The organism is Sphaerisporangium flaviroseum (assembly GCF_039537005.1).
Classification (GTDB): domain Bacteria; phylum Actinomycetota; class Actinomycetes; order Streptosporangiales; family Streptosporangiaceae; genus Sphaerisporangium; species Sphaerisporangium flaviroseum.
On record NZ_BAAAZR010000002.1, the window covers coordinates 608,742 to 627,933 of the forward strand.

A 19,192-nucleotide genomic window follows, 5' to 3' on the forward strand; every position below is an offset into this window, starting at 1 on the left:
TACGAGGGCTTTCCGCCCCAAATACGACCTCCGATCATCAGGTTAAGTCACGCGGGGGGAACGATGGTGCGGCTGGTACCTCATTTGTCAGTGGGACCTGTTAGCTTCCTGCGACATGCGTGTCCTGCACACCTCCGACTGGCATCTGGGCCGGGCATTCCACCGCGAAAGCCTGATCGGCGCCCAGGCCGCCTTCGTCGACCACCTGGTGGAGACGATCCGTTCGGAACGTGTCGACGTGGTCGTGGTCGCGGGTGACGTCTACGACCGCGCGCTCCCCTCGGTCGACGCGGTGGCGCTGTGCAACGAGGCGCTGGGGCGGCTGGTCGCCGAGGGCGTCCGCACGTTGCTCATCAGCGGCAACCACGACTCCGCCCGCAGGCTGGGCTTCGGCGCCGACCTGATCGACGCGGCGGGCGTGCACCTGCGCACCGACCCGGCCAGGGTCGGCGAGCCCGTCGTCATCGGCGACGTCGCCTTCTACGGCATTCCCTACCTCGAGCCCGAAATGGTCCGCGAGCCGTGGAAGCTGGCCGAGCGCAGCCACACGGCCGCCATCGAACACGCGATGACCCTCATCCGCGACGACCTGGCCGGCCGTGGCACGAGGTCGGTGGTGCTCGCCCACGCCTTCGTCACGGGGGGCGAGAGCAGCGACAGTGAGCGCGACATCAGCGTGGGCGGGGTCGCCCACGTGCCCGTCACCGCCTTCGCCGGCGTCGACTACACCGCACTCGGCCACCTGCACGGACGGCAGCGCATGAGCGAGTCCGTGCGTTACTCCGGCTCGCCGATCGCCTACTCCTTCTCGGAGGCCGACCATCTGAAGGGGTCCTGGCTCGTCGACATCGGCCCCGCCGGGTTCACCGCCGCCGAGTTCGTGCCCGCCCCGGTCCCGCGTCCGATCGCCCGCCTGCGCGGTCACCTCGCCGACCTGCTGGTGTCCGCCGAGTGGGACCGGTACGAGGACCATTGGCTGCAGGTCACCCTCACCGATCCGATCCGGCCGAAGGGAGCCATGGAGAAGCTGCGCGAGCGTTTCCCCCACACCCTCGCTCTCGCCTTCGAGCCGGGCGGCGCTGTCCCGGCCGCGCCTCGCGCCCCCCGGTTCGCGGGCCGTCCCGAGATCGAGGTGGCGCTCGACTTCATCCGCGAGGTGCGCGGCGAGCCGGCCGACGACGAGGAGCGGCGGCTCCTCCAGGAAGCGGTCCAGGCGTGCCGGGTGAAGGAGACACTGGTCTGAATGGGCTTGTGCGAGGCCGGCGGCCGTGACCTTGTGACGCGTGGAGGGCGCCTGAGATGAGGCTGCACCACTTGCGGCTCACGGCCTTCGGCTCCTTCCCCGGAGACGAGGACGTCGACTTCGACGCGCTCGGCGAGGCGGGCCTGTTCCTGGTGCACGGTCCGACGGGCGCGGGGAAGACCACCGTGCTCGACGCCGTCTGCTACGCCCTCTACGGCCAGGTTCCGGGCCAGCGCAACAGCGCCCGGCGCCTGCGCTGTGACCACGCCCCTGCCGGCCGCGGCCCGAAGGTCGTGCTGGAGGTCACCGTACGCGGCAGACGGCTGCGGATCACCCGGTCGCCCGTCTGGCACCGGCCCAAGCTGAGAGGCGAGGGCCTCATCGAGGAAAAGGCCAAGGTCCTGCTGGAGGACCTGCAGGCCTCGGGCCAGTGGAGGTTCCTCTCCAGCCGCGCCGACGAGACCGGGGAACTGGTCGGCTCGCTGCTCGGTATGAACGCCGACCAGTTCTGCCAGGTCGCGATGTTGCCCCAGGGTGACTTCGCCCGCTTTCTGCGTGCCGATGGCGACGAGCGGCGCAAGCTGCTGGAGAAGCTGTTCTCGGTCAAGATCTTCAGTGACGTCGAACACTGGCTGGCCGACCACCGCACACGCACCGGTCACGACCGCCAGGAACTGCGCCAGCGCGTCGACTCCGTCATCGACCACATGCGCGGCGCCGCAGGCCCGGCCCTCCTGGAGGCCATGAACACCCACGACACACACACGGAGCAGGACGCGCAGGCGCAGCTGGACGGTCATGCGGGTGGGGACGCGCAAGGGGAGCCCTCGGCGCGATGGGATGCGCGGGCCGAGCCGTTGGAGTGGGCTCACGCGTTGGTGGAGGTGGCGCGGCAGGCGCGCGCGGGCCAGGCGGAGGCGAGGGCGGCGAGCGAGGCCGCGCTGAGATCCGCACGGGTCGAGCTGGAGTCCGCCCGTGAGCTGGCCCAGCGGCAGCGCGCTCGCGCCGAGGCCGAGGCGCGCCGTGACGAGCTCGACAGGACCGCCGACGAGCGATCCGACCTTGAGGCCATCCTCACCGAGGCGCTGCGCGCCGATCAGGTGCTGCCGCTCGTCCAGCAGGCCGAGCAGCGCGCGGAGGTCGCGGCCAAGACCGAGCAGATCGCCGCCGACGCGATGGCCCGCGCGCTCCCTTTCGTCGGGCAGCCGGGGGAGCTCGGGCAGGCGGCTCAGCTGACCCGGTTGGAGCCGGAGCGGCTCGCCGAGCTCGAGCGGGCGCGCCGTGACGAGATCGCCAGGCTGGAGCAGCTCCGGCCCGAGGAGGCGCGGCTCGCGCGCGTACGCGAGGAGCTCGCTCTGGCCGGGAAGCGGCTGTCCGCGCTCTTCGCGCAGGAGGCCGAAACGGCCGAGCGGCTCGCCGTCTTGCCGGAGGTCCGCCGGGCGACCGGTGAGCGCCTGGCCCAGGCCCGGCTCGCCGCCTCCGGCCTGCCCGCCGCGCGAGCGGCCGTGGCGAACGCCGGCCGCGATCTGGACGCCGTACGACGGCGCGACGCGCTCGCCGAGGAACTGACCGCCGCGCAGCACGGCTTTCTCCACGCGCTCAACGAGCTACCGGAAGCCTTGACCGCCACCCTGCCGGACACCCTCCTCGCCGCCCGAGCCCCCGCCGAGAGCCGGTGCGCGCCCGACAGCCTTGGTGTCGACGTCGTGGAGGCTGCCGGGAGCTTGTGGGTGCCCGACAGCCTTGGTGTCGACGTCGTGGAGGCTGCCGGGAGCTTGTGGGTGCCCGACAGCCTTGGCGTCGGCGTCAAGGATGCTGCTGGACGTTTGTGGGTGCCCGGTGCCCTTGGGGCCGGGGTCAAGGAGGCCGCGCGGGAGGTGGGTGACCGGCTGGCGGCGGTCGAGCGTGCGCATCGTGACGAGCTGGCCGGACTGGAGCATCGCCGAGCCGATGAGGCGAGGTTCGCGGAGATCCACGCCAAGCTGGCCGCACTGGACGCCGACCTCGCGGAGCTCGCCGAGCGGGAGGCCGCTCTGGCCGACACGCAGGCGGAGCTGCCCGGGCGTCTGGAGGAGATCGACGGCCGGCTCGCGGCGATGAGAGCGGAGGCGGCCCGGATCCCGGTGGCGGAGGCGGCCTGCCTGGCCGCCGATGCCCTGCTAGAGCACGTCGTCCGTCGCGACGCGCTGACGGCGGAACTGGAGGCGTGCGAGGGCGAGCGACGTCTGGCCATCGACGAGGCGCAGGAGCTGCGCGACCGTCTGCAGTCGGTCAGGCAGGCCCGCATCGAGGGCATGGCGGCCGAGCTGGCCCGCGATCTCGCCCCGGGGGAGCCGTGCGCCGTATGCGGTTCCACCGATCACCCGGCGCCCGCGTCCCCTGCGGAGACCACGCCCACGGTCGGCGAAGAGCAGGAGGCCCAGGCGCTGTCCGACGCGGCGCAGGAGGCGCGTCAGGCGGCCGAGGGCAGGGTCGCCGTGGTCTCCTCCCAGCTCGACGAGGCCACCGCTCGCGCCGACGGCGTCTCGATGGAGGAGGCCGTCGCCGCCAGAGAAGCGGCGGAGGCCGAGCTGGCCGCCCTTGGCGCCGTGGCGGAGCAGGAGCCCGCGCTCGCGGCGGAGGCTGAGCGCGTCCAGGATGCGCTTGACCTGGCCAGAAGCAAGGCGCAGGACCTCGACCTTGTCGTCGCGGAGCATCGTGCGCACCAGGCTGGGCTGCGGGAGGAGTCCGACCGTCTCGCGGCCGTCCTCGACGCCGCCCGCGAGGGCGACCCGACCGTGACGGCCCGCCGTGACCGGGTCACCGGGGAAGCGCGGCTCCTGGTTGCCGCCATCCAGGCCGCCGCGCGCGTCGCCGAGGTCGCGGGCGCCCACGACGAGGCACGCTCCGCCGCACGCCGCGGGTGGGGCGGGGGCCATCCGACCAGAGCCGGGGCCGGGGGGTTTGCGCACCCTGGGGATCCAGCGGTTGGAGCCGGGGCCAAGGGGGTTGCGCATCCTGGGGATCCAATCCTTGGAGGCGGAGCCGGGGGGTTTGCGCATCCTGGGGATCCAGCGGTTGGAGCCGGGGCCAAGGGGGTTGCGCATCCTGGGGATGCCACCGTTGGGGGCGCGGCTGAGGGGGTTGCCGGTCCTGGGGATGCCACCGTTGGGGGCGGCGACGGGGTTGTGGATCCCGGGGATCCGACCGTTGAGGAGGCTGTGCGGGTTCTTGGGGAGGCCGAGGCGGCGCTGGGGCGGTTGCGGGAGGTGGCCGACGGCGCGGACGCGCTTGCTGAGGAGGCCGCGCGGATCGAGGCGGAGCTCACCGACCTCACCGAGCGTGCCACGCGCATCGGCCTGGAGATCGCCGCCGAGCGCGCCCAGGAGAAGAGCCTCGCGGCCGATGCCGAGCGGCTCGCCGTGCGGCTCGACGCCGCCAGAGGCGAGGACGCCTCGCTCGCGGTACGGCTCGAGAGGCTCACCGACGAGGCTGAGCTGCTCAGGGACGCGGCGGAGGCCGCCGAGCACGCCCGTTCGGCGGGTGCCGAGCGCGACGCGGCGCTCGCCAGGGCCGAGAGCGCGGCCACCGACGCGGGGTTCCCGAGCGTCGCGGACGCCCGCGCCGCCACGCGGACCGCGGCGGCCCGGGAGTCCATGTCCGAGCGGCTCCGGGAGCTGGACGCCGAACGCGCGGCCGTCACCAAGCTGCTCGCCGATCCAGAGCTCCTCGCCGCCGGCGCAATGCCCGCGCCTGACCTCGCCGCGCTCACGGAGGCGTTCGACGGCGCCGAACGGGAGCACCGTACACATTCCTCCGCCAGCGACCAGGCGGGCGCGCGGTGCGACCAGCTCGTCCGGTTCACCGAGACCCTCGAAGGCACCCTTGAGGAGTGGCGCCCGGCCGAAGCGCGCCATCGCCTGGCGAAGCGGCTCGCCGAGCTGGCCGTCGGGACCTCCCCGGACAACACGCTCGACATGCGCCTGTCGTCGTACGTGCTCGGAGAGCGCCTGCGGCAGGTGGTGGACGCCGCCAACCAGCGGCTCGACCACATGTCCGGTGGGCGCTATCTCCTTCTGTACGACGTGCGCAAGTCCGCCGCCGACCGCAAACGGTCCGGCGGTGGACTGGGCCTGCGCGTGCTCGACGGCTGGACCGGTGCCGACCGTGACCCCGCCACCCTGTCCGGTGGTGAGGCGTTCATGACATCTCTGGCGCTTGCGCTCGCGCTGGCCGACGTCGTGACCGCCGAGGCGGGCGGGGTGGAGCTCGGCACGCTCTTCATCGACGAAGGGTTCGGCACCCTCGACGAGGAGAGCCTGGACGGCGTCCTCGACATCCTCGACGAACTGAGGGACGGCGGCCGGGCCGTCGGCATCGTGAGCCACGTCGGAGAGCTACGCGCCCGGGTCCCCGCACAGCTCAAAGTGGTCAAGAACCGTTTCGGCTCCAGCCTTTCCGTGTCCGTTCCCGGATAAGTCGCTAAATACGGGAACTTAGTTGAGCACTGGGGCGGTTGATGCGTTTGAGGATCAACGGCTTCATCTTTCGGGTGGCGCGGGGCAGACTAGAGTGAATAACGTTAAATGCGGGGCAAAGGGAGTTACGGGACGAAGATCCCGATGTTGAGGGGTGGCCGTCGCCGCGATGGTCACGGCCGAACTCACCTATACGGGGAAGGCATATCAGAACAACAACGATGACCAGACCGGTATGAACGTACGACCTGGCACCAGCAAGACCGGCGAGGCGGGCAGGATCCCGAAGGGCCGATGCGGGCCCATCACCGTGATCCGCCGGCTCGATGGGGACCCGGTCACGCAGCCGGAGCCGGGTGACGTCAGGGACGTCTGGTACCGAATCGAGGGGACGGCGCCGTCGGCCATCTGGGCGACACGCTTGTGATCACTCCGCGTGGTGGCGTAGGCGCCGCGCTGTTGTTCCGATGCGACGACTGATCAGGGGGGCCATGTCGTGAAGCACAGTCCGCAGCACAACAACACACAACCCACCAACACCCAGCACAGCAACGCTGCGAACGGCAACGTCCCGAACGTCGACGTTGCCCACCTCAACGCTGCGAACGGCGACGGTGGGAACGGCAGCCGCCAGTACGGGGACAGTGGTCCGCAGTACAGCGGCCATGAGCCCGGCGGCCGGCAGTACAACGATCCGCAGTACGGCGACCAGCACTACAGCGAACCGCAGTACGGCCGGCCGCCGTACGAGGAACCCCAGTACGGCGAGCAGCCGTACACGGGAGCACGGTACGGCGCCACGCAGTACTCAGGCGCGGAGCCTGGGGCTGGTTACGGTGAGAGCAAGTACCCGGGGGCCGAGTCGGCGGCCGGTTACGGCGGCGCGCAGTACGGCGGGACGGATGGCGGCGGCCGGCCGTACGCCGGTGAGTACGACGCGCGCCCGTATGGCACCCCGGCACTGACGGGTCCAGCGCCCGGAAGTGCGGGGTACGGGGACGTGCAGCCCGGCCCGGAGCAGTATGGCGTGACCGAGCAGGCGACCTCTGCACAGGTCACCTCCGTACAGCCGACTTCCGTACAGCCGACTTCCGTACAGCCGACCTCCGTACAGGCCGCCTCCGCAACCGGCCCGGCTCCGGTGTACGGGGACGGGCAATACGGCGCGGGCCAGTACCCGGCTGCTGAACAGCCGGGCGCCGAGATCGGCGGTCCTGCGGCTCCTGGCAGTGGGCAGTATGCGGCAGGGCAGTACAAGGCTGAAGAGCAGCACACCTCAGAGGCGGCCGGCACGGGTTACAACAGTGGCCGGTACGGGGCCGAACGCTACAACGCGTCTCAGCCGTCGGGTGACCCGGCGTCCGGGGAGTCGGGCGCGGACGCCGCCGACCAGAGGTACGAGGCCGCGCAACCCGGGAGCAGCCGATACAGAGGCCTGGATGAGCCGACCGTGAGAACCAAGGCTCCCGGTCATGTCGGTGGGGAGTATGGGAGTGCGGAGCGGGCGGTGCTGGAGAGTGGTGGGGTGGGGTACGGCGGTGGGCGGTATGGGGGGTCTGTGGGCGGAGTGGGGGATGCTGGGGTGACCAGTGGTGGTGTGCCTGTCGCTCGCGGGAGTGTGGGGCAGGTGGATGTGGCGGCGCTCGCGGTTCAGTTCCAGCATCGGTTCCACGCGCTGGCCGGGAACATCGAGCAGGTGATCCGGGGCAAGAGGGAGACGATCGAGCTCGCGCTCGTCTGCCTGTTCTCCGAGGGGCACCTGCTCATCGAGGACGTTCCGGGAACCGGTAAGACGACGCTGGCCCGAAGCCTGGCGGCCGGCATCGAGGCCGAGGTGCGCAGGATCCAGTTCACCCCTGACCTGCTCCCCTCCGATATCACCGGAGTGTCGATCTTCAACCAGTCCAGCGGGCGGTTCGAGTTCCACCAGGGCCCGGTGTTCGCCAACATCGTGCTCGCGGACGAGATCAACCGTGCGTCGCCGAAGACCCAGGCGGCGCTGCTGGAGGTCATGGAGGAGCGGCGTGTCACGGTGGACGCCGAACGTCATCCGGTGCCACGTCCGTTCATGGTCCTGGCCACGCAGAACCCGGTCGACATGGACGGCACCTATCCGCTGCCGGAGGCTCAGCTCGACCGGTTCCTCATGTGCGTGTCGGTGGGATACCCCGACCACGCCTCGGAGGTCGAACTGCTCAAGGGCATGCCGGCCGGCCCGCAGGTGGAGCGCCTGCCTCTGATCGCACGGGCGGCCGACATCGCCGGAATGATCGATTTCGTCACCCGCATCCACGTCGCCGACTCGATCTATGACTACGTCGTGAACCTGGTCAGCGCCACCAGGCGGTCGCCCGAGGTCCGGCTGGGGGCGAGTCCCCGGGCCGGTCTGGCCCTGCTCCGGGCGTGCAGGGTGAGGGCGGCGGCGGCCGGACGGCACTTCGTCATCCCGGAGGACGTCAAGGCGCTTGCGGGTTCGGTGCTCGCCCACCGGCTCATCCTCACTCCGGAGGCGGAGCTGCGCGACCGTACGGCCGCCGCGATCGTGGCGGACACGCTGGTGTCGACCCCCGGCCCGCAGGCGCTCGCCGGAGTCTGACCCCCCTCGGGACGGGTCGGGCCGGGGGACTCGCCGGGCCGGTGCGCAGCCCTGCTCGGTCGAGGGGGGTAAGCCGGTGGCATGGCCCGCTGGGTACGCGGGGTGCTGGTGAGTCCTTGGGACGTCCCAGTGAGCCCGTCATGGCCTCAAGGCGACCCGGCGCGGCGCGTGCGTGTCAGAGGCCCTTCGGGTTGTCGGCTATCCGATATTCACGATCGGGTGGCCACCCGCCGCCACTTCTCGAGATGCGGCTTTCCGAGGAAGCACGCATCCTCGTGCGGGCGGCTTCGGGTCGTCGCCCAGATCAGGGGCCGTTCGGGTTGTCGGGCGGGTCAGAGACCCTTGAGGCTGTCGAGTAGGTCGGTTGGGGTGAGTAGGTAGGTTCCGGTGAGCAGGGCGGCGGTCGAGATCAGCAGGAACAGGAAGACGAAGAACCCGCCGGGAAACGGCGTCAGCCGTGCGAGCTGGTCGGCGTCGGAATCCGGCGCCCTGCCGCGCCGCCGCTTGCGCCGCAACTCCATGATCGGCCGGATGCCTCCGATGAGCAGGAACCACGCGGCCAGCTGCGCTCCCACGCTCTGGATGTCGGGCGGGGCGAACCAGGACAGCGCGAACACGGCACCGCCGATGGACACCAGCGCCACCACGCCGAACACGTTGCGGATCATCAGCAGCATGCCGGCCAGCAGCACCAGGACCGTCCAGAGCAGGATCGTGATGTATCCCGCGGCGGTGAGCCAGGCCGCGCCCAGCCCGAGCAGCGACGGGGCGACGTACCCGGCGGCGGCCGTGAAGATCATGCCTGGACCGGTGGGACGCCCCCGGGTCAGGGTCACCCCCGAGGTGTCGGAGTGGAGACGGATCCCCTGGAGCTTGCGCCGGGTGAGCAGGGCCACGAGCGCGTGGCCTCCCTCGTGCGCGACCGTGATCAGGCCTCTGGAAATGGCCCAAGAGGTGGGATAGAGCACCACGCCGAGGGCGATGAACGCCGCCAGAGCCGTGATCCACATAGGCGGGTCCGGCTGCACGGTGGTCAGTCGTGTCCAGAAACCGCTGAGGCTTTGCAGGGTCCACCTCCGTTGATACGCCATGGGCATGCGCGCGGGCGCGAACGCGCGGACATAGCGTCGCATGGTCGGCGAGGTAAGGTCGTCACTGTGATGCTAGAACAACCTTCGGTCCCGGGGTCGTTCGGAGAGGGCCTCCGCTCAGGCACGTCTCGTTGGGGGCAGTACGGGCTCCAGGATGGGGACGTCACCGGGTGGTGGGGGGCGTTGGGCCTGCCTGGGCTCGTGGACGTGCATGTGCACTTTCTTCCCGAGCGCATGGAGCGGCGGGTCTGGCATCACTTCGAGCACGGCGGCCCGCTGATCGGGGACGGGTGGGATATCCGCTACCGCCTTCCGCGGGAGGACCGCGTGGAAGTGCTGCGCGCCCTCGGCGTGCGCCGCTTCACCGCACTGGCCTACGCCCACAGGCCCGACATGGCGCGGAGCCTCAACGAGTGGACGCTGGAGTTCGCCCGCGTCACCCCCGGCTGCGTGCCCTCGGCGACGTTCTTCCCCGAGCCCGGCGTCCTCGACTATGTACGGCTCGCGCTGGAGGCAGGGGCGCGTGTCTTCAAAGTCCACCTCCAGGTCGGCGGGTTCGACCCGCGCGACCAGGAGATCAAGGAGGTGTGGGGCCTGCTGGCCGAAGCGGGGGTCCCGGTGGTGGTGCACGCCTCGTCCATGCCGGTGCCCGGCCGGTGCACCGGTCCAGGACCGATCGCGGACGTCCTGGCCGCGCATCCGGCGCTGGCCGTCGTCATCGCCCATCTGGGCATGCCCGAGTACGACGAGTTCCTCGCCCTTGCGGTGCGCTTCCCGAACGTGTGCCTCGACACCACGATGACGTTCACGGACTTCGCCGAGGTCACGACGCCGTTCCCGGCCCGGCTCAGGCCGCCGCTCCGCGATCTGGGGCTGGCGGGGAAGGTCGTACTGGGCTCGGATTTCCCCACGATTCCCCATCCCTACGCCCATCAGCTGGACGCTCTCGCGCGGCTCGATCTGGGCGACGACTGGTTGCGGGCGGTTTGCTGGGAGAATGGGAACCGCTTGCTCTGAAAACCCCTCTAAGCTGGGTGAATGCCAAACTCCCGTACACCGGCGTCATGGGGCGACGAGCACCGGCAATTGTTGCGCACGTTCTTCGACGCCTTCGCCCGTAGTGACGTCGACGCCATGGGCCAGTGCTACCACCCGGATGTCAGTTTCGGTGATCCCCTCTTCCTCGAACTGGAAGGCCGTGAGCGCGTCCTCGGCATGTGGCGCATGCTTCTCGGCCGAGACGGAGGGCTGGAGGTGTCGGCGCGCGACATCGCGGCCGACAACCACGCGGGCACGGCTCACTGGACGGCGCGGTACGTCTTCCCGCGTTCCGGCCGGCAGGTGGTGAACGAGGTCGACGCCCAGTTCCGCTTCGAGGACAGGCTGATCGTGCGGCACCACGACGAGTTCGACTTCCGGCAGTGGGCGAAGATGGCGCTCGGCAAGCCCACGGGATTGATGATCGGCTGGGCTCCGGTGCTGCGCCGCCGGGTACGGGAGCAGGCGCGTGGTCAACTGGAGGCGTACCTGCGGAGTGATTCGCCCATATCGGGTTAGGGTCTGACACGGGCGGAACCGCCGATCGGTGACTGCGCCGTCCCGATTGTCATGGGGAGGTGTGCCGTGCCGGAGCGACGTGTTCGTGGGCTGAGAGATCTGATGCGAGTGCCCGTACGTGGGAACGACCACGAGGTCGCCCCGGAGCATTCCATGGACCCCCGTCCCAAGCAGCCCGACACCCGGGCCGCCCCGCAAGGGGTGATCGACAACGCCGTCTACGTCGACGGCGTGCGCGTGGCCAGCCCGCCGTCGCTGGGCGAGGCCGTGGCGCTCCTGCGCTCGCGACCCGGGAGCCTGGCGTGGATCGGCCTCTACCGCCCGGCGGAGACGGAGATCAACAGGGTCGCCGAGGAGTTCGGGCTGCACGAGCTGGCCGTCGAGGACGCCATCGTCGCCCACCAGCGTCCCAAGGCCGACCGGTACGGCGACACCCTCTTCCTGGTCCTTCGCGCCGCCCAGTATCTCGACTCGCCGGAGAAGGTGGAGTTCGGCGAGCTCCACGTCTTCGTCGGCCCCGACTTCGTGCTGACGGTCCGCCACAGCGAGGCGCCCGACCTGAGCAAGGTCCGCCGCCGTATGGAGACCGACCCCGGCCTGCTGCGGCAGGGTCCGCAGGCCGTCCTCTACGCGATCCTGGACGCGGTCGTCGACGGGTACGCGCCGGTCGTGGCGGGCCTGCAGAAGGACATCGACGAGATCGAGGTGCAGGTCTTCGGCGGCGACCCGGCGGCGCCCCGGCGCATCTACGCGCTGTCGCGCGAGGTGATCGAGTTCCAGCGTGCGACCCGCCCGCTGCTCGACATGCTGAGCGGCCTGATCGCGGGCTCGCCGAAGTACGGTGTCGACGAGGAGCTCCAGCGCTACCTGCGCGACGTGGCCGACCACGCGATCACGGTGGTGGAGCGGGTCGACAACTTCCGCCAGATGCTCCAGGACATCCTCATCGTCAACTCGACGCTGGTCAGCCAGGCGCAGAACGAGGAGATGAAGAACGTCACCCAGGCGAGCTACGCGCAGAGCGAGGAGGTCAAGAAGATCTCCTCCTGGGCGGCGATCCTCTTCGCCCCCACCCTGGTGGGCACGATTTACGGGATGAACTTCACGCACATGCCCGAGCTCGGCTGGGTCTTCGGCTATCCCTTCGCCGTCGCGCTCATGGGCGCGGTGTGCGGCACCCTGTACCTGATCTTCAAACGCCGCGACTGGCTGTGATCCGTCCAGGAGGGATGATCTCGGCATTGCGGGTAGGTCCGGCGTATGGAGGATCGTGTGCTGGAGATGCATGCCATCGCGATGGACGAGTTCGGTCTCAGGGTCGCGATGATCGACGATAGGCACTGGAGCGCGCCGACGCCGTGTTCGGAGTGGACCGTCCGCGATCTGGTGAACCATCTCGTGGTGGAGCAACTGTGGGTGCCCCCGCTGCTCGCCGGGGCGACGGTGTCCGACGTGGGCGACCGGTTCGACGGTGACCAGTTGGGCGACGACCCCATGGCCCGGTGGACGGAGGCCAGCGTGGCCGCGCAACGGGCGCTGGCCGAGCCGGGAGCGCTCGGCCGGGACGTCGAGCTGTCCTACGGGACCGTGAACGCGCGCCGTTACTGCATGGAGATGGCGAGCGACCTCGCCGTGCACGCCTGGGACCTGGCCCGCGGTCTCGGGGTGGACGATCGCATCGACCCCCGTCTCATGGCCGAGGTGTACGAGTACCTGGCCCCGATGACGGGGGCGCTGGAGGGAAGCGGCATGTTCGCCGCGCCCGTGCCCGTGCCCGACGACGCCGACCCCCAGACCCGGACGCTGGCCCTCACCGGCCGCCGCCCCTGAGCGCGGGACTCAGGCGAGGAGCTTGCGGGCCGCCTCCTCGATGTGGGACTCGGAGAGCAGGACGTGCGCGGCGGCGTCGCCCAGCGGGACGAAGCTGTCCTTGGAGGCCACCCGGGCGACGCGGCCGGTGAACCCGCTGTCGGCGAGCGCCGCCATCACCCCCTCCGACACCCCTCCGGTGCTGCGGGTCTCGTCGGCGATGAGCACCTTGCCGGTCAGGTCCGCCGCGCGCATCAGGTCGTCCACGGGGAGCGGTGACAGCCAGCGCAGGTCGAGGACGCGGCAGCCGTACCCCTCGGCGGTGAGCCGGATCGCGGCCCGCAGGCTCATGCGCAGGCCGTTGCCGAAGGTCACGATGGTCAGGTCGCGGCCGTCGCCGTACGCGCGGCCCTTGCCGATCGGCACGTGCGTCTCCGCCCACCGGGAGGGGGGCGCGTACGGGGTGAGCCAGCCGTTGTCGCCCTCGTCCATCAGGTCACGGGTGTTGTAGAGCGCGATCGGCTCCAGGAACACGCACACCTCGCCGTCGGCCTTGGCCGCGGCGACGCAGGTGCGCAGCATCGCGGCGGCGTCGTCGGGGCGGGCGGGGGAGGCGACGACGAGCCCGGGGATGTCGCGGAGGGCGGCGACGGAGTTGTCGTTGTGGAAGTGGCCGCCGAAGCCCTTCTGGTAGGCGTACCCGGCCACCCGGACGACCATGGGATTGCGGTAGGCGCCCTTGGAGAAGAACCGCAGCGTCGCCGCCTCGCCGCGGATCTGGTCGAGGGCGTTGTGCAGGTAGGCGAGGTACTGGATCTCGGGGATCGGCAGCAGGCCCGAGGTCGCCGACCCGAGGGCCAGCCCGAGCACGGCCTGCTCGTCCAGGAGCGTGTCGAACACCCGCCCGGCGCCGAAGCGCTTCAGCAGCCCGCGCGTGACGCCGTAGACGCCGCCCTTGCGTGCGACGTCCTCCCCGAAGACCATGACCTCGGGGTACGCGCCGAGTATGTCGGCCAGCGTGCGGTTGATGGCCTGGGCCAGGGTGAGGGGGCCTTCACGCTCGGGCAGGGTCTCGCCGAACAGTTTCGCCCGGTCGCCGGCCTTGCGGGTGGACTGCGCCGCGACCTGGACGGGACGCCGGGCGGTGAGAGGCTCCATGACCTCGCGGGCCGACCGCAGCCGGGGCCGCCGGGTGGACTCCAGCGCCAGCTTGAGCACGTGCTCACGGATGGTCTCGTAGCGCCCGAGCAGCTCGTCGGGGACGGCGAGCCCCGCCTCCACCAGCAGCCGGGCCGTGGCGAGCAGCGGGTCGCGCTCCAGGTCGGCGGCGATCTCGCGCGGCGCGCGGTACGCCGACTCCACGTCGGAGCCGGCGTGACCCATCAGGCGGACCGTACGCAGGTGCAGATACGCCGGTGACCTGCGGGTGCGTACGTGCTCCACCGCCTCGCAGGCCGCGTCGTAGGCCTCGGGCAGGTCGCAGCCGTCGGCCTGGAAGCGGGGGATGAGGGGGTGGCCGGAGGCCTTGATCCACCCCGGCGGGGTGTGCACGCTGATGCCGATGCCGTTGTCCTCGCAGACGAACAGGATGGGCAGCGGCAGCCCTTGATAGGCGCAGTAGGCCGCCGTGTTGAAGCCGCTCAGGGCGCTGGCGTGGTTGGCCGAGGCGTCGCCGAAGCTGCACACCGCGATCGACCCGGGTGGCCAGGTGGCGTCCTCGACGCCGAGCTTGCGGGCCCGTTCGATGGCGAAGGCCACGCCGACGGCGCGGGGCAGGTGGCTGGCGATCGTGGAGGTCTGCGGGATGACCGCGAGGTCGGGGTGGCCGAAGACCTTGTGGCGCCCCCCGGAGATGGGCTCCTCGGCCGCGGCGGCGAAGCCGAGCAGGACGTCGCGCAGCCCCTCCTCGGCGAGCCGCCCGGCCTGGGCGGACCGGGTCAGGTAGAAGGCGCCCGACCGGTAGTGGAGGAGCGCGGGGTCGGTGAGGCGCACGGCGGCGCCCACCGCGGCGTTGCCCTCGTGGCCGGCCGAGCCGATCGTGTAGAAGCCCTCGCCCTGCTCGCGCAGCCAGCGGGCCGCGATGTCGAGGAGCCGGCTGGCGAGCTGGATCTCGAACAGCTCACGGCAGCGGGCGCCGGTCAGGGTCGTGCCGGGCCGCACGGGCATGCCGGGATCGCGGCGGCTGCCCGGGGAGAGTGCGGCAACCGACTCGAGGAAGTGGGTCTCAACTGTGTCGCGGGCCACAAGCCGATTATGTCGCGATGAACCGCGCCGCGTCCCGGTGCTTGCCCAGACTGGCTCAGTGTCCGAGTGGACCGTTGTATTTGACTTAAATTACTGACGGTTTGTCAGACGGCACAACCACTACGACCAAAGGGCCGTCTACTACTAAGGAATGACGTGGCACCCTCAAGCCGCGTTAAAGCAACGGGAAGGACGGAACCCGTGTTAAAACGCATCCGTGCCGTCGTAGTCGCGATGGCGATGGGAGCCGGAGCCCTCACTCTGGTGACCTCGCCGGCGTCAGCAGGGGCGGCACTCGCGGCCCCCGATGTCTCCTCGGTGGAGGTGAGCCCCAGCCCGGTCGTCGTCGAGAACAAGGACGGCAAGTCCGTCACGTTCAGTTTCGTGGTCGACGGCGCCACCAGCGGGGGCTTCACGCTGAGGCGGCCCAACGGCTCGCACACCAGCTTCGACGCCAAGAAGGTCGAAGACCTCAGTGGCGGCAAGCAGAAGTGGCAGGGCACCCGTACCTTCGGCCGATCGGACGCGCCTGGTGACTGGAAGGTCACCGCCAAGGCCACCAGCGTGGTCGGCACTGGCACGGCGAGCAAGAACTTCCAGGTCAAGCAGGTCTGGGAGACCGATCTCGCTGGGTTCGGCGCCTCGCCCGAGCCCATCGACCAGGGCGACACGCTCACCCTCCGCGGTCGGCTGCTGATCAACAGCACCGACGGGTGGCGCTCGTACAAGGGGCAGAAGGTGTACATCGCCTTCCGCGCCGAGGGCAGCTCCGGGTACAAGCGGGTCGACTACGACTACACCGACTGGAAGGGTCGTTTCTCGGCCGGCGTCAAGGCCGAGGGCGACGGCTGGTGGCGGGCCGAGTACGACGGCTCGTCGGTGGCGCACAAGTCGGTCAGCGACAGCGACCAGGTCGACGTGCTGCGGAAGTCCACCAGCAGCCGGATCGTCGGCTTCGACGTGGCCCCCGACCCCGCCGACCAGGGTGACGAGCTGACCGCGCGCGGGCGCCTTCAGATCGACACCTCGCATGGGTGGGACGGCATCCGGGGACGGAAGGTCAACCTGCTGTTCAAGCCCGATGGCTCGCGGTCGTGGCAGTTCGTCGCCTACGACTGGACCGGCCGTGGTGGCTGGTTCTCGATCGACGCCCAGGCGGAGAAGTCCGGTTGGTACCGTGCCGAGTTCCGCGGTTCCAAGGGCGTCAAGGGCACCAGCAGCCGGGCCGTGTACGTGACGGTCAAGCAGCCGCCGGCGCCGGCCGACACCCGGATCATCAAGTTCAACGCGTACCCCGAGCCGGTGAAGTACGGCAAGTACGTCAAGAACAAGGGCAAGCTGCAGATCTGGGACGGTGACCACTGGACCTCGTACGACCACAAGAAGGTCGCGCTCTACTTCAAGCGCGCCGGCCACTCGAACTGGGAGTACGTCAAGACGGTCCGCACCAACGGTTCCGGTAACTTCTGGACCCAGGTGAAGGCCTGGCACTCCGGCTACTGGAAGATCCGCTTCAAGGGCAACGACGAGGCCGAGTCCTCCGCCAGCAGGAGCGACTACGTCAAGGTGAAGAAGTAGACGATCGGATCGAACCACTGATCCGGTGAACGCGACGGTCCGGGAGCGCGAGCTCCCGGGCCGTTCGACGTCGATCAGTCGGTGCGGCGGAACTGGAAGATGGCCACGCCGACCAGGGCCACGCCCATGAGCGCGACCAGTGCGAGCTCCATGGCGACGGGGACATGCCATCCGAACCAGTGGACCCCCGGGTTGAGCGCCTCGACGGCCTGCGGGCTCACGTTCAGGTGGCTGAACACGGCGTGGCGCATCGGGTCGACGGCGTACGTCAGCGGGTTGATCTTGGTCAGGAAGGCCAGCCATCCGGGCAGGTTGGCCAGGGGGAACATCGCCCCGGACAGGAAGATCATGGGCATGATGGCCATCTGCATGATGCCGAAGAACGACTGCATGTTCTTCATCCGGGCGGCCAGGCTCACGCCGAACGCGGTGATCGTGATCGACGCCAGGAACATCTCGCCGAGCAGCAGGAGTATCAGCCCCGGGGAGTAGGGCACGTCGACCAGCCCGGCCAGGGCCAGGATGATGACGCCCTGCACGGTCGCCACGATGCCGCCGCCCAGGCACTTGCCGATGACGATCGATGCCCTGCTGACCGGGGCGACCAGCATCTCGCGCAGGAAGCCGAACTCGCGGTCCCACACGATCGAGCCGGCCGAGAACATGGCCGTGGTGATGACCGTCATGGCGATCACACCGGGGTACATGAAGGTGCGGAAGTCGACGCCCTGGCTCGGTCCCTGGGAGACCAGCGTGCTCAGGCCGGTGCCCATGACGAACAGCCAGAGCACGGGCTGGACCAGCGTGGAGGCCATGCGGGTGCGGTCGTTGACGAACCTCAGCAGCTCACGATGGAGCACGATCTTGATCGCCCGGATGTCGTGCCTGATGCTGCGGCCGGGCACGTGGACCCGGACCACTCCGGTCGCGGTGACGCCGGTTGTCATCGTCTACCTCCTCGCCATCGCGCGCATCCACGACGCCACGCCGCTCTCGCCCTCGGCGTCGCGGATGGTGGATCCGGTGTAGTTCATGAACACGTCGTCGAGCGAGGGCCGGGACACGCTGACCGAGCGGATCGGCACTCCCAGTTCGGCGAACAGCCGGGGGACGAACTCCTCGCCGGAGGTGACGGCGAAGGTCACCGTGCCCTCGCGGACGGCCGCCTCGATGTCGAAACGGTCCTTGAGCGCGGTGATCGCGGTCTCGTCGTCGGCGGTCTGGATCTGGACGCGGTCCTTGCCGACGCTGGCCTTGAGCGCCTCGGGGGAGTCGATGACCACGATCTCGCCGTGGTCGATGATCGCGATGCGGTCGCAGTACTCCGCCTCCTCCATGTAATGGGTCGTCATGAAGATCGTGATGTCCTCGGTGTGGCGCAGTTTGTTGATATATCCCCAGATGGCGGACCGGGTCTGCGGGTCGAGGCCCACGGTCGGCTCGTCCAGGAACAGCACGCGCGGCGAGTGCAGCAGGCCCCGGGCGATCTCCAGCCGGCGCTTCATGCCTCCCGAGAAGGTCATCACCTTGGCGTCCTTGCGCTCCCAGAGGGCGACCATCTCCATGACCTGCTTGAGGCGCTCGCCCACCACGTCCTTCGGCACCCCGTACAGCTCCGCGTGGAAGCGCAGGTTCTGCTCGGCCGACAGGTAGCCGTCGAGGGTCGGGTCCTGGAAGACCAGCCCGATGTTGCGCCGGACCTCGTCACGGTCCCTGACCACGTCGTGCCCGGCCACCTCGGCCGATCCGCCCGTCGGGCCGAGCAGCGTGCACAGCATGCTGATCGTGGTCGTCTTCCCCGCGCCGTTGGGCCCGAGGAAGCCGAACACCTCGCCCGGCCGCACCTCGAAGTCGATGCCCTTGACGGCCTCGACGTTGCCATATGTCTTCCTCAGCCCCCGTACGGCGACGGCGGGCGCCTCGCTTGTCGTCACTTCTCCTCTTCCTCCTCATCGTCGGCGAGGATGGCGAACACCGACCGCCTGGTGCTCCGCAGGAGTGCGCGGGCCGCGGCCACCTGCCTGGCGTTAGCGACCTGGGTGAGCTGGCCGAACGCCTCGCTGAGCTGCCCCCAGAGCAAGCGCAGTTCCATCATCTCCTCCGGCAGGCTTCCCGCGACCTCCGCCCAGGGGCTGGCGAGCTCGTCGGCGTGGTCGGCGATGTAACGCCGGCCCTCGTCGGTGAGCGTGTAGGTGCGGCTGCCGCCGGACTCCTCGCCGGTGACGAGGCCCTCGTCCTCGAGTTGCTGGAGCGCGGGATAGACCGACCCGGGGCTCGGACGCCAGATCCCATGGCTGCGGTTGTGGATCTCCTGGATCATCTGGTAGCCGTTGCGCCGCTTCTCGCCCAGCAGGGACAGCAACGCGGCCCGGACGTCCCCCCGGCGTACCCGCGGCGGGAAGTGGCCGCCGGGCGGGGCGAACGGCATGCCCGGTGCCATGGGGGGCATCGGGGCCATGGGGTGGGCCGGATAGGCGGGGGCGCCGGGCGGCGGGTAGGGCCCGGGCCGCTGATGCGGCGGATACGGGCCGTGGGGGCCATGCGGGCCGAGGTGCGGCGGCGGGCCGGAGGCGGCCATCCGCATGTACCACTCGTGCGGATTGTTCATCTCATGATC

At 70.2% G+C, this 19,192-nt stretch carries 14 protein-coding genes; 9 read left to right on the forward strand and 5 right to left on the reverse strand.

Features of this window, described 5'->3' with window-relative positions:
• Positions 1-115: 115 nt before the first annotated feature.
• From ABD810_RS08940 to ABD810_RS08955, 4 genes are all read left to right on the forward strand, one after another.
• Positions 116-1,243 (forward strand): exonuclease SbcCD subunit D, encoded by a 1,128-nt coding sequence (locus ABD810_RS08940; protein WP_344936661.1) that lies wholly within the window; start codon positions 116-118, stop codon positions 1,241-1,243.
• 56 nt (positions 1,244-1,299) lie between these two features.
• Positions 1,300-5,700, forward strand: a complete 4,401-nt coding sequence (locus ABD810_RS08945) for an AAA family ATPase (protein WP_344936662.1) — start codon at positions 1,300-1,302, stop codon at positions 5,698-5,700.
• Between the two features lie 154 nt (positions 5,701-5,854).
• Positions 5,855-6,127: a hypothetical protein gene (locus ABD810_RS08950; protein WP_344936663.1), complete on the forward strand. Its 273-nt coding sequence runs from the start codon at positions 5,855-5,857 to the stop codon at positions 6,125-6,127.
• Between the two features lie 69 nt (positions 6,128-6,196).
• On the forward strand, positions 6,197-8,296 hold the full coding sequence (locus ABD810_RS08955; protein WP_344936664.1) for an AAA family ATPase: 2,100 nt from the start codon (positions 6,197-6,199) through the stop codon (positions 8,294-8,296).
• Between the two features lie 332 nt (positions 8,297-8,628).
• Here ABD810_RS08955 and ABD810_RS08960 read toward each other — a convergent pair whose 3' ends face one another.
• Complete coding sequence (locus ABD810_RS08960; RefSeq protein ID WP_344936665.1) at positions 8,629-9,306, reverse strand: M50 family metallopeptidase; 678 nt, start codon at positions 9,304-9,306, stop codon at positions 8,629-8,631.
• 264 nt (positions 9,307-9,570) lie between these two features.
• Here ABD810_RS08960 and ABD810_RS08965 point away from each other — a divergent pair, with 264 nt between their 5' ends.
• The 4 genes from ABD810_RS08965 (at position 9,571) to ABD810_RS08980 (ending at position 12,774) form a co-directional block, all read left to right on the forward strand.
• Positions 9,571-10,404, forward strand: a complete 834-nt coding sequence (locus ABD810_RS08965; protein WP_344936668.1) for an amidohydrolase family protein — start codon at positions 9,571-9,573, stop codon at positions 10,402-10,404.
• A gap of 21 nt (positions 10,405-10,425) precedes the next feature.
• Positions 10,426-10,944, forward strand: coding sequence for a nuclear transport factor 2 family protein (locus tag ABD810_RS08970; RefSeq protein ID WP_344936671.1), 519 nt, complete (start codon positions 10,426-10,428; stop codon positions 10,942-10,944).
• A gap of 66 nt (positions 10,945-11,010) precedes the next feature.
• The gene (locus tag ABD810_RS08975; protein WP_425566870.1) at positions 11,011-12,159 is read left to right on the forward strand and encodes a magnesium and cobalt transport protein CorA; all 1,149 of its coding nucleotides are present in this window, start codon (positions 11,011-11,013) and stop codon (positions 12,157-12,159) included.
• Positions 12,160-12,225: 66 nt separating this feature from the next.
• A complete protein-coding gene (locus ABD810_RS08980) occupies positions 12,226-12,774 on the forward strand; it encodes a TIGR03086 family metal-binding protein (RefSeq protein ID WP_344937569.1) in 549 nt (182 codons plus the stop codon).
• 9 nt (positions 12,775-12,783) lie between these two features.
• On the opposite strand, the gene ABD810_RS08985 is transcribed toward ABD810_RS08980, so the two are convergent.
• Positions 12,784-14,919 (reverse strand): thiamine pyrophosphate-dependent enzyme, encoded by a 2,136-nt coding sequence (locus tag ABD810_RS08985; protein ID WP_344936677.1) that lies wholly within the window; start codon positions 14,917-14,919, stop codon positions 12,784-12,786.
• A gap of 279 nt (positions 14,920-15,198) precedes the next feature.
• Between ABD810_RS08985 and ABD810_RS08990 the strand changes: the two genes are divergently transcribed.
• Complete coding sequence (locus tag ABD810_RS08990) at positions 15,199-16,575, forward strand: hypothetical protein (RefSeq protein ID WP_344936679.1); 1,377 nt, start codon at positions 15,199-15,201, stop codon at positions 16,573-16,575.
• 74 nt (positions 16,576-16,649) lie between these two features.
• On the opposite strand, the gene ABD810_RS08995 is transcribed toward ABD810_RS08990, so the two are convergent.
• From ABD810_RS08995 to ABD810_RS09005, 3 genes are read right to left on the reverse strand one after another with little or no spacing between them, the layout of a single operon-like run.
• Positions 16,650-17,522, reverse strand: coding sequence for an ABC transporter permease (locus ABD810_RS08995; RefSeq protein WP_344936681.1), 873 nt, complete (start codon positions 17,520-17,522; stop codon positions 16,650-16,652).
• Positions 17,523-17,525: 3 nt separating this feature from the next.
• Positions 17,526-18,509: an ATP-binding cassette domain-containing protein gene (locus tag ABD810_RS09000; protein WP_344936685.1), complete on the reverse strand. Its 984-nt coding sequence runs from the start codon at positions 18,507-18,509 to the stop codon at positions 17,526-17,528.
• The gene (locus tag ABD810_RS09005; protein WP_344936687.1) at positions 18,506-19,183 is read right to left on the reverse strand and encodes a PadR family transcriptional regulator; all 678 of its coding nucleotides are present in this window, start codon (positions 19,181-19,183) and stop codon (positions 18,506-18,508) included. The genes ABD810_RS09000 and ABD810_RS09005 overlap by 4 nt, the downstream gene beginning before the upstream one ends.
• Between the last annotated feature and the right edge of the window lie 9 nt (positions 19,184-19,192).

Excerpts from the sequence above, each read along its gene's own strand:
- ABD810_RS08940 (WP_344936661.1), top strand. The coding sequence starts at position 116 with ATGCGTGTCCTGCACACCTCCGACTGGCATCTGGGCCGGGCATTCCAC.
- ABD810_RS08960 (WP_344936665.1), bottom strand. The coding sequence starts at position 9,306 with ATGTGGATCACGGCTCTGGCGGCGTTCATCGCCCTCGGCGTGGTGCTC.
- ABD810_RS08995 (WP_344936681.1), bottom strand. The coding sequence starts at position 17,522 with ATGACAACCGGCGTCACCGCGACCGGAGTGGTCCGGGTCCACGTGCCC.
- ABD810_RS09005 (WP_344936687.1), bottom strand. The coding sequence starts at position 19,183 with ATGAACAATCCGCACGAGTGGTACATGCGGATGGCCGCCTCCGGCCCG.
- ABD810_RS08980 (WP_344937569.1), top strand. The coding sequence starts at position 12,226 with ATGCATGCCATCGCGATGGACGAGTTCGGTCTCAGGGTCGCGATGATC.
- ABD810_RS08985 (WP_344936677.1), bottom strand. The coding sequence starts at position 14,919 with ATGCCCGTGCGGCCCGGCACGACCCTGACCGGCGCCCGCTGCCGTGAG.
- ABD810_RS08945 (WP_344936662.1), top strand. The coding sequence starts at position 1,300 with ATGAGGCTGCACCACTTGCGGCTCACGGCCTTCGGCTCCTTCCCCGGA.
- ABD810_RS08970 (WP_344936671.1), top strand. The coding sequence starts at position 10,426 with ATGCCAAACTCCCGTACACCGGCGTCATGGGGCGACGAGCACCGGCAA.